Annotated in this window: 11 protein-coding genes, 1 tRNA gene and 1 pseudogene; 8 read left to right on the top strand and 5 right to left on the bottom strand. The window is 56.1% G+C overall.

The window, feature by feature from the left end:
• The coding region (locus NV64_RS13025) for a substrate-binding domain-containing protein (protein WP_158239896.1) at positions 1-436 on the top strand (436 nt) is incomplete at its 5' end.
• A gap of 154 nt (positions 437-590) precedes the next feature.
• Here the strand turns inward: NV64_RS13025 and NV64_RS13030 are convergent.
• Positions 591-1,118 carry a MarR family winged helix-turn-helix transcriptional regulator gene (locus NV64_RS13030; protein WP_101506078.1) on the bottom strand — a complete coding sequence of 176 codons (528 nt, stop codon included), beginning with the start codon at positions 1,116-1,118 and terminating at the stop codon, positions 591-593.
• Positions 1,119-1,185: 67 nt separating this feature from the next.
• Between NV64_RS13030 and NV64_RS13035 the strand changes: the two genes are divergently transcribed.
• Positions 1,186-2,067 (top strand): EamA family transporter, encoded by an 882-nt coding sequence (locus NV64_RS13035; protein WP_056240286.1) that lies wholly within the window; start codon positions 1,186-1,188, stop codon positions 2,065-2,067.
• 485 nt (positions 2,068-2,552) lie between these two features.
• On the opposite strand, the gene fsa is transcribed toward NV64_RS13035, so the two are convergent.
• The 3 genes from fsa to NV64_RS13050 all read right to left on the bottom strand — a co-directional run bounded on the left by fsa (position 2,553) and on the right by NV64_RS13050 (position 5,437).
• Positions 2,553-3,215: a fructose-6-phosphate aldolase gene (gene fsa, locus NV64_RS13040; RefSeq protein ID WP_101506079.1), complete on the bottom strand. Its 663-nt coding sequence runs from the start codon at positions 3,213-3,215 to the stop codon at positions 2,553-2,555.
• A 343-nt stretch (positions 3,216-3,558) separates the two neighbouring features.
• Positions 3,559-4,257, bottom strand: a complete 699-nt coding sequence (locus NV64_RS13045) for an RluA family pseudouridine synthase (protein ID WP_101506080.1) — start codon at positions 4,255-4,257, stop codon at positions 3,559-3,561.
• A 643-nt stretch (positions 4,258-4,900) separates the two neighbouring features.
• Complete coding sequence (locus NV64_RS13050; RefSeq protein WP_233208981.1) at positions 4,901-5,437, bottom strand: NlpC/P60 family protein; 537 nt, start codon at positions 5,435-5,437, stop codon at positions 4,901-4,903.
• Between the two features lie 613 nt (positions 5,438-6,050).
• On the opposite strand from NV64_RS13050, the gene NV64_RS13055 reads away from it, so the two are divergent.
• The 3 genes and pseudogenes from NV64_RS13055 to NV64_RS24060 form a co-directional block, all read left to right on the top strand.
• Complete coding sequence (locus NV64_RS13055; protein ID WP_101506081.1) at positions 6,051-6,560, top strand: cytochrome b; 510 nt, start codon at positions 6,051-6,053, stop codon at positions 6,558-6,560.
• Between the two features lie 240 nt (positions 6,561-6,800).
• Positions 6,801-7,016 carry a hypothetical protein gene (locus tag NV64_RS13060; protein ID WP_056240296.1) on the top strand — a complete coding sequence of 72 codons (216 nt, stop codon included), beginning with the start codon at positions 6,801-6,803 and terminating at the stop codon, positions 7,014-7,016.
• Positions 7,017-7,130: 114 nt separating this feature from the next.
• Positions 7,131-7,250, top strand: a pseudogene (locus NV64_RS24060) (hypothetical protein); the annotation flags it as partial.
• A gap of 15 nt (positions 7,251-7,265) precedes the next feature.
• Here NV64_RS24060 and NV64_RS13070 read toward each other — a convergent pair.
• Positions 7,266-7,342, bottom strand: a tRNA-Arg gene (locus NV64_RS13070).
• A gap of 180 nt (positions 7,343-7,522) precedes the next feature.
• Here NV64_RS13070 and folD point away from each other — a divergent pair.
• The 3 genes from folD to NV64_RS24065 form a co-directional block, all read left to right on the top strand.
• Positions 7,523-8,389 (top strand): bifunctional methylenetetrahydrofolate dehydrogenase/methenyltetrahydrofolate cyclohydrolase FolD, encoded by an 867-nt coding sequence (folD, locus tag NV64_RS13075; protein WP_101506082.1) that lies wholly within the window; start codon positions 7,523-7,525, stop codon positions 8,387-8,389.
• The gene (gene ybcJ / locus NV64_RS13080) at positions 8,389-8,601 is read left to right on the top strand and encodes a ribosome-associated protein YbcJ (RefSeq protein WP_056240300.1); all 213 of its coding nucleotides are present in this window, start codon (positions 8,389-8,391) and stop codon (positions 8,599-8,601) included. The genes folD and ybcJ overlap by 1 nt, the downstream gene beginning before the upstream one ends.
• A gap of 447 nt (positions 8,602-9,048) precedes the next feature.
• Positions 9,049-9,586, top strand: a 538-nt coding sequence (locus tag NV64_RS24065) for an MFS transporter (RefSeq protein ID WP_233208982.1), incomplete at its 3' end; no start/stop codon positions are given.

Raw genomic sequence — 9,586 nt, forward strand, 5'->3', positions numbered from 1 at the left:
CGGCCAGCCGGCGCCGCCGCGCCGCCGCCGCGGGCTGGAACGCGCCTGCCGCGAAGCCGGCCTCGACCCGCTGACGCTGGATCACTGTGAAATGGCGCACGGCGACCAGCACTACCGCAGCATTCCGGCGATGGTCGAAGCACATATGCCGCAGGGCAAGCCGGACTTTGATTCGGTGGTCTGCGGTAACGACCGCATCGCGTTTATGGTTTATCAGGTGCTGCTGGCGAACGGCGTGCGCATCCCGCAGGACGTCGGCGTGCTCGGCTATGACAACATGGTCGGCATTGGCGACCTGTTTCTGCCGCCGCTCTCCACCGTGCAGCTGCCGCACTATGAGATTGGCCGGTTAAGCGCACTGCATATCATTAACGGCGAAACGCACCGCGACACGATCAGGGTGGAGAGCCCGTGGCTGGCGCGGGGATCGCTGTGAGCTGAAAGGGGCGACGGGGCAGTACCCTGGTGCCACGAAGCTGCCCGCCGCCTCAGGTGACCGACCGCCGGTAACAGGATCTATCGCCCTGCGGAAGCATGGATCCCCGCAGGGCATTCCCCTGCAATCCATCCATACGCAACCCGGCCGCAACTTAAGCCTGTGCTGCTCCGTCCTGTTCCAGCGACCGTAACAGGGCACGCAGCTGCGTATCCAGGCTGGTCAGCGTTTCGGCCGACAGGGCCGAGAGCAGCTGCCGTTCGTTGTCGACGTGCGCCTCCACCACCTGATTAATCAGCACCACCCCGGCGGGCGTCAGCTGCACCAGCATACTGCGCGCATCGTGCGGATTAGCCACGCGGATAATCAGCTCGCGGGTTTCCAGCCGCTTCAGCCGGTGCGTCATGGTGCCTGAAGTCACCATCAGCGTGGAGAACAATGCGGTCGGGCTCAGGCAGTAGGGCGCGCCGGCACGCCGCAGCGTCGCCAGCATGTCGAACTCCCACATGGTCAGCTCATAGTGGTTAAAACAGGCTTCCAGACGCTGTTCCAGCAGCGCCGTACAGCGTTTGAGACGACCGATCGGCCCCATCGGGCTGGCATCCAGGTCCGGGCGCTCGCGCCGCCACTGGGCAAGAATGGTATCGACCGCGTCGTGGGTTGGGCTAGTTTTCTCAGGCATATATCTTGACTTCAAGGTAATTAATCAACAGACTTATATTATCTTGAACTAAAGGTAATGTCATAACATGTCTGCAAATACCGCCCTGCGCCACTGGCGCGACGTTGTGTTAACCGCGCTGGCCCCGGCAATCTGGGGCTCTACCTATATCGTCTCCAGCGAGTTTCTGCCGCCGGACCGGCCCTTCACCGCGGCCCTGATCCGCGTACTGCCCGCCGGATTACTGCTGCTGCTGTTCGCCCGCCGGCTGCCGGCACGCGGCGAGTGGGGCCGTCTGCTGGTGCTCAGCGCGCTGAATATCGGCCTGTTTCAGGCGCTGCTGTTTGTCGCCGCTTTTCGCCTGCCCGGCGGGCTGGCGGCGGTGCTGGGCGCGACCCAGCCGTTGATCGTAATGCTGCTGGCCTGGACGGTGGATCGCCTGGCACCGTCGCGTATCGCCTTCTGGGCCGCCCTCGCCGGGGTGGCCGGAATGGCGGTACTGCTGCTGTCGCCGCAGACGGTGTTTGAGCCGGTGGGCATGGCGGCGGCGCTGCTCGGGGCTGTCTGTATGGCCTCCGGCGTCTGGCTGAGCCGCCGCTGGCGGCTGTCGCTGACGGTGCTGCCGCTGACCGGCTGGCAGCTGGTGCTGGGTGGGCTGATGCTGGCACCGGTGGCGTTGACGGTTGACGCGCCGCTGCCCGCCCTGACCCTGACCAACCTCCTCGCATACGCCTGGATCTGCCTGGCCGGCGCGCTGCTTGCCTACGCGCTGTGGTTTCGCGGCGTGGCCCGCCTGCCGACGGCGGCGGTGGCCTCGCTCGGGTTGCTCAGCCCGCTGACCGCCGTGCTGCTCGGCTGGGCGTTTCTCGGGCAGTCGATAACCGGCACGGCGCTGATCGGGCTGATCGTGGTGCTGGCCAGCGTGTTCGCCGTGCAGGGGGCGATGGCGGGAAAGCGCAGAGAGAGGTAGGTCGGGCTCTCTGTAAGCAGGCTGTGAAGGCACCGTTACCGCCAGCATTGTGCGAAAGCCCGGTAACGATTTGTCTGGCCTTGAGTTTCAACGGTCTGCGTTTATCACCAGCGGCAGAGGATTTCGAAGCAGCAATCAAGTAGAGCATCAGCGGCAGAGAATTGAGAACCCGATTTCAGGACGGGTATCACACTGATTTTTTTTCAGGCTGGAAAAAGGATGCAGCAGGAGTAGGATGATTCTTATTACTGCGTTTTCAGGGTGAAAGCGTCGGCAGCTTTTTTCGGGATCAACCGCCGTTCAGCGCGAGGCTGGACGGCGGTGTTCAGATCTTAATTCAGTAAGCCAGTAAGGATGCGTTTATGAAAAATATCCTGCCATCGGTGCTGTTCTTATTACTAGTTTTCATTCTGATTTTCGCGCTGGTACGCAAAGTACACGGGCTGGATTAAGCCCCGCTTCTTCGACAGATAGCCCTTCCGCTCTTATAACGTCGTGCTGCCATAAGCCGCAGACCAGTCCTGATCGAAGCGCTGTAGCGCGTTATCCACCGCCGGATCCTGCAGGAACAACTCGGCGACATCCGGATCGACGGTGATCGCCCGGCAGCCCGCCAGCATACAGTCCAGCACCTGACGCGCGGTGCGGAAGCTGGCCGCCAGCACTTTCGCCTGCGGCGCGTGGAGATCGACAAGCTTTTGCAGCTCCTTCACCAGCACCACACCGTCACCGCCCTGCGCATCAATACGGTTAACGTAGGGGGCAATGTAGCTGGCCCCGGCCAGCGCGGCGTACAGTCCCTGCCCCGCGCCGTACACCGCGCTGCCCAGCGTAGGAATATTTTGCTGCGTCAGCGCCTTAATCACCACCAGTCCGTTGTGGGTTACCGGCACTTTTACCACCAGTGACGGTACCATTTCACGCAGCCGCAGCGCGTCGTCGATCATCGCCTGCGGCTCGCGGGCCATCACCTGCGCAAACAGCCTGCCGTCCGCCGGCAGCAGCGATGCCAGCTCCTGCAGCACGTCGGCCAGCGGCCGTTTGCTGCGGGCAACGATGCTCGGATTGGTGGTGACGCCTTTGATCGGTAAGATCGGTGCCAGACGACGGACCGTGGCCACATCTGCGGTATCGAGATAAAACTCCATTACTGCCTCCGGAAAAACGCTGCGAATAAAATCAGGAAAGTTGAAACAGGCTGCGGAGAAGATAAATGAAACCTGAAAGCAAACAGGTGATGGCTGTCACAATTTCCCCTGGAAAACGAAAGGAGCAATATGCACTATAACATTATGATAATTAACACATTGTTTTTATTAACCCCGCAGGAAGCACAAACAGGATCGCGCTGATTTAATCTGGCGATCTCTTTTGAAAGAAATGAAACAAGTTTCGAAAGTTCAGCCGCTGCTATGGCACGCGAAAGCCCCGAAGACAGCATGCTGACGTTGCGCACCGGATACTATCAGATATCCCTTCGAACCTGAGGGATCAGAACGGCACGGCGCAGCGGATCGCCATCGGTTCACCGCTGAGCGGATGCACAAAGTTCAGCGCGCTGGCGTGCAGCATCAGCCGCCGGGTCTGCGCGGTGCCCGGCTGCAGCAGCCCGCCGTACAGATCGCAGCCGAGGATCGGATGCCCCAGCCACTGGCAGTGGATACGCAGCTGATGGGTGCGCCCGGTTTCCGGCGTCAGCCTTACGCGGGTCAGCAACAGCGGTTCTCCACCTTCCCCTTCACGACGCAGACGTTCAAGCACCCGATAGCGCGAGCGCGCCGGCTTGCCACTCATTTCACAGATGCTCATCAGCGGAAACAGCGCCGGATCGCGGCCTATCGGCGCATCAATCACTCCCTCATCCTCCCTCAGATGGCCGAGCAGCAGCGCCTCATAACGCTTACTCACCGTACGCTGACTAAACTGCTGACACAGCGCGGCGTTGATGACCTTGTTTCTCGCCACCAGCATCAGCCCGGAGGTGCCGAAGTCGAGGCGGTGAACCAGCGCACAGCCGGGAAAGTCCTGCACCAGCCGGTAGTGCACCGAATCGAGGTTCTGCGGATTTTTGCCCGACAGGCTCAGCAGGCCAGAGGGCTTGTCGATCAGCAGCAGGTATTCATCCTGGTAAAGGATGCGGATTTCATCGTGGCATACGGGAGCGATAAAGTGGTCGGTGATGGCGGACATTGTGCGGTTCTTAAGATAAGGGTGGGGGAAGATGATAGCGGGAACAGGGTCAGCCTGGAAACAACGGGCAGCTTAAAGCCCATTTACAGGGTCTGCGGACACAGGACGCTGCGATCGTCGTCATTACAGGGGGACGATTCGCAGTGCTGAGTTCAGAGCGGAATTTTTATCGGGAAGTGCAGAAAAGTAAACTGCTGAATCAATCGTTACTTGCTGTCTTTCATGATTGATTTACAAAAAATACATTTGGCACCGTAAGGGTTTTGTTTTGTAATGTCGAGATGCGAGAAGCGGTACTGAATGCTGAAGCATGAGGGACATTTTAGCTTAAAATTTGTGATAGAAACCTTCTTATTTTGTTTAACGAACGATTCACGATAACAGCTTTCTCACTACAAATCTGTTTTATTTTGACCGATTAAGGAGATAACTATTCTGTCAGCAGCCAGTCTGCCTGACGCTTTTTTTTGTGTTGCGCGCTTACGGCGCGGATAAGACGGCCTCGTTGATTACAGCCACTCACATCATCTGCCCCATACCTGCATCACCGCTGGCAGAGGAGAACATGTGAATACCTCCTCCCGATGGGCTAATAAACTTGACTTCAACAACCGCGCAGGGAGATACCGCCATTTTTATCCGGTCAGGCAAAACGCTCAGACCAGTAGCTGTTATCCAGCGTGGAGATAATCACGCCTTCACTGGTAGAAGCGTGGATAAATTTCTTACCGCCGATATAAATGCCAACGTGTTTCTGCTTAGGTGAAAGCTGGAAAAATACCAGATCACCGGCCCGCAGATCTTCACGTTTCGTTTTCACCCCTTGCTTGATCTGTTGCTCGGTGGTGCGCGGCAGATGAGATAACGCTTTGCCGAAAAAGGACGAATGATAGATTTTCTGCACTAGCGCTGAACAGTCAATACCTTTCATCGTCGTACCGCCAAACCGGTACTTCACGCCACTCCAGCGGGAAAACTCAGAAGAAAGTTTTTTCTTTACTCCGGCATCACCGATCGATTTATTTGCTGATTTCTGAGCCATCATACTACTGTAGTCAGAGGCATACAGCGGAGCAGAGCTAAAAAGGGCGATAAGCAGCAGACCGCCGGTGGCAAAATTTCGGGCATTCATAAAAAAACGATTCACTCCTTGGTTAATGTCCGGGCAAAATTTAACCATCAACCATTCTGGCGTCAAGAGAGGTGGAATCACGATATTATCGCTTACACGCTTCTGACAAACGGATGTCTTGCGTAAATCTTTCCGTGTCCGCATGGACGACATTTACAGAAATAGCTTTTATTTCAAGAAGCTAAACGTAAGGATATACCGTTTTTTTCCAACACTATGTTATAGTGACAGATAATTTCTATCTCTCAATAACCCATTGTTTTACAGAGAAACTAATAAAACCATCATCCTGAAAACAGTGACGGCAGCAGAATACACTTTGATAACGCCATGATAAATAACATCAAAAAAAACACCACATTCCAAACTCAGCCATTCTAACTTGTTTAAATCTCATTTCATGCATTTTGTCATCCGCTGCCTACAGAGAAAAGAGATCCATTCTTATTTTACCCGACTGCCATTTACTTTTTTTACTTACCTGAGGCTACCCATTTTTCCGTCAGATATATCGGGTGAGCCTGCCACTTCACTCACGCTGTCATTGTAGGAAACAGCCTACATTTACTGATGAGAAGTCCGATAGGATTACTCTCAGTCATTGATAGAATCATCACCATAAATTTTTAACCTTTTTATTTATTACCCTCAAGAGAGAAAAATGAAAACCAAAAAGTATGCCTGGCAGCAGGTCGTTTTGCACTGGCTTTCGGCTGTCGTAATTATCTGGGCGACAATTACAGGTTTCTATGCGGCAATGTTTGAAACCACCCCTGAAATCAAAGAGTGGATCGGTTTCTTTAACGTCTCCCTGACCACCGTCTTTATCCCGTTCTTCATTCTGCGGGTTTACTATCTGTTAAATTTAGGCAAACCACACGAAGGTAAAAAGGACTTCGCCAGCCGTGCCGCCGACTGGGTGCATATGCTGCTCTACATCAACATTGCCGTGGTACTGATTACCGGCGTGCCGATGATGGACAGGGATATTAACGTGTTTAACCTGTTCTCCATCCCGCATCTGATCGAGAGCGAACTGATCACTGACCTGTTTTTCGTTAAGCATATTATCTCATGCACCACTCTGGCAGGCCTGGTGCTGCTGCATATCCTCGCGGTGGTGAAACATGAACTGTTTGGCAACCGCGTATTGCGCAGAATGAGCTGGTAAGCGGATTAGCAGGGATATTGACATGACAAGGGGCTGGGGTTTTCCTGCAAAGCACCTGCCCCGTGGGCTTATGAGCAGGGTACGGAGCTACGGTGGTTGTACACCCAACCGGTGGCTCTTTTTATTGCCAGAGCACGGAGTAAACCATGAATATCACCATCGATGACCGCTTCATTATAGAAAGCAGCATATTAACCGGGTCGCCCTGCAGGGTGAAAAGGCAATCAGCGAGGTTGCGGCATGAACTATGCAGATATTGCTCACGAGGCCAGCGCACGTGAACAGCAGATGTTAGAGGTGGCTCTGGCCAACCGGAAATTGCCGAGTATGGCATTCACCGGAGCCTGCTACTGGTGCGAAGAGAGCATTACCAAAGGTCAGTATTGCGATGCTGACTGCCGCCATGATCATCAGGTGCATCAGTGGGCGCAGAGCCAGAGGGCGACTGGTGAATAACACCACAGCAGTAAAACTGCCTTGCGCTCAGTAGCAAGGCGATACCGCTCTGAATTCATCAGCAGCATCGCGGGCAAGCACTGGTCAGAGCACGATCGGATCAACACCCTTCTTTACGCTCACCCTGCCCCTGACCATCTGACGGAACATGCGCGCAAAATTGACTCGATTTTCAGGGTTGATGTCCCAAATTTGTCCCATGCAGGAAAATTGAAGGCTAAAGAAAAGGGGTAATTCGTTGAAACTTAATGGTACGCCCTACAGGATTCGAACCTGTGACCTACGGCTTAGAAGGCCGGTGCTCTATCCAACTGAGCTAAGGGCGCATGGTGAGTGCCCCGGATTATACGGCGCGGCGGTGCTGAGTCAACGATTTTGAGGGGTTAGCGCACCCGTTGCCGAAGTTATAGGCAATCGGTGCCATTCTCCGCCTGACAGCAGCGCCCGCTTCTGACAAAATAGAGGCAATCCCCGATTTAACTCAACACAGATGGATCCCCTCTCTGATGGTAGCAAAAATTATCGATGGTAAAACGATTGCGCAGCAGGTGCGGCAAGAGGTTGCGGAAAAAGTTCAGCAGCGTCTGGCGGCGGGCAAACGTGCTCCTGGCCTGGCCGTAGTGCTGGTGGGTGAGAACCCGGCTTCGCAGATTTACGTTGGCAGCAAGCGTCGCGCCTGCGAAGAGGTGGGCTTTATCTCCCGCTCTTACGATCTGCCCGCCACCACCAGTGAAGCGGAGTTGCTGGACCTGATCACCGGGCTGAACAACGACGGTGAAATCGACGGTATCCTGGTGCAGCTGCCGCTGCCGGCCGGGATCGACAACGTTAAGGTGCTGGAGCATATCTCACCAGCGAAAGACGTCGATGGTTTCCACCCGTACAACGTTGGCCGCCTGTGCCAGCGTGCGCCCACGCTGCGCCCGTGCACGCCGCGCGGCATCGTCACGCTGCTGGAGCGCTACAACATTGATACCTACGGCCTGAACGCCGTGGTGGTGGGCGCGTCCAATATCGTCGGCCGCCCGATGAGTATGGAGCTGCTGCTGGCCGGCTGCACCACCACCGTGACCCACCGCTTTACCAAAAATCTGCGTCACCATATCGAGCACGCCGATTTGCTGGTGGTGGCGGTCGGTAAGCCGAACTTTATTCCGGGCGAGTGGATCAAGCCGGGTGCGATCGTGATTGATGTCGGTATTAACCGTCTGGAGAGCGGCAAAGTGGTGGGTGACGTGGAGTTTGACGTTGCCAGCGAACGCGCTGCGTATATCACCCCGGTACCGGGCGGCGTCGGTCCGATGACCGTAGCAACCCTGATTGAAAACACCCTGCAGGCCTGCGAGAGCAGCGATGAAGGAGCATCAGAATAATGGCAACTTTCTCTTTAGGTAAATTTCCCCACGTCGATCTCTGTGACCTGCTGAAGCTGGAAGGCTGGGTGGAGAGCGGCGCAATGGCGAAAAATATGATCGCCGATGGCTATGTGACGGTGGACGGCGCGGTGGAAACCCGCAAGCGCTGCAAAATCGTCGCCGGTCAGACCGTAGAGTTCGACGGCCAGCGCGTCAGCGTCACGGCCTGATCCTCTTCGCAGAGCCTGCCCATCAGGCTCTGCGGTATACTCATCCGGAGGGCATTATCTGATGACCGCTGGCTGAGTGACCACTACTCCACTGTTCAGAACGCAGGTATCTGCCTCCGCACCATCGTCTCCGTCCACTCTCTGGCACGACCTGCCTGTATCCACTGCCTGGAATTCGCATCCAACGCCTGCTCTGCTCTGCTCTGCTCTGCTCTGCTCTGCTCTGCTCTGCTCTGCTCTGCTCTGCTCTGCTCTGCTCTGCCAGCCTTTCCATGCTTTTTCTGTGCCTTCTTGTCGCGCAGTGCGCTGTATGTTCACCGAGTGCGCGTTTTTTTGACCCGTTTTTACTGTGCTGACTACTATCTCGCCATCTGCCGGATTTTCATCTTTTCCTGGCCAGCCTCCGGGGCAGCGCGCAGGGAAATTATCATAAGGTAAGGAGCCACTATGTCATCGCATGAAGGAAACTGGGGAGATTTGCTGTCGGGGAAAAACGCCGCGTGTTCGGTGGTGCTCTCCGGCGGGGTGGCGCTGCACGCCATTAATATCTATATCGCTACCACCGTCCTGCCGTCGGTGGTGCAGGAGATTGGCGGGCTGAATCTGTATGCCTGGAACACCACGCTGTTTGTGATTGCTTCCATTCTCGGTTCGGCGCTGACCAGCCCCACGCTGAGCCGCACCGGCGCGCGCGGAACCTACGCCGTTGCCATCCTCTTTTTCCTCTGCGGCAGCCTGCTCTGCGCGCTGGCACCGGGCATGCCGGTGATGCTGCTGGGGCGCGCCGTGCAGGGGCTGGGCGGCGGTTTTCTGTTTGCGCTGGGCTACTGCATGATTAACGAGGTGTTTGAGCAGCGGCTGTGGCCGCGCGCCTTCGCGCTGATCTCCGGTATGTGGGGCGTGGCGACGCTGGTCGGCCCGGCGATCGGCGGGATCTTCGCTGATATGCACGCGTGGCGGCTGGCATTCGGCTTTATCGTACCGG

The organism is Erwinia sp. B116 (assembly GCF_002865965.1).
In the GTDB taxonomy this organism is placed as follows: domain Bacteria; phylum Pseudomonadota; class Gammaproteobacteria; order Enterobacterales; family Enterobacteriaceae; genus Erwinia.